The 244-nt window shown below is 64.8% G+C and carries 1 protein-coding gene; it reads left to right on the top strand.

What is annotated here, in order from left to right:
• Positions 1-14: 14 nt before the first annotated feature.
• A partial coding sequence (gene tnpB / locus EJ903_RS26755; RefSeq protein ID WP_246016007.1) for an IS66 family insertion sequence element accessory protein TnpB occupies positions 15-244 on the top strand: 230 nt, incomplete at its 3' end.

Below are 244 nucleotides of genomic sequence, written 5' to 3'. Positions count from 1 at the left end.
AGGGCTGGGCGAGCTTGGCGTTGCTGGTGCAGGAACGCTTCGCCCAGGACCCGCACAGCGGCCATCTCTTCCTCTTCCGCGGACGCCGCGGCGATCTGGTGAAGATCATCTGGTATGACGGCCAGGGCAGTTGCCTGTTCATGAAGAGGCTGGAAAGGGGGCGTTTCATCTGGCCGACGCCGGCGGATGGCGCGGTGTCGATCTCGGTCGGGCAGATGGGCTATCTGCTCGAGGGCATCGACTG

Source organism: Azospirillum griseum, assembly GCF_003966125.1.
GTDB classification, from domain to species: Bacteria; Pseudomonadota; Alphaproteobacteria; order Azospirillales; family Azospirillaceae; genus Azospirillum; species Azospirillum griseum.
Note: the sequence above shows the minus strand (reverse complement) of the source record. Positions and strands in the feature narration are given on the sequence as shown.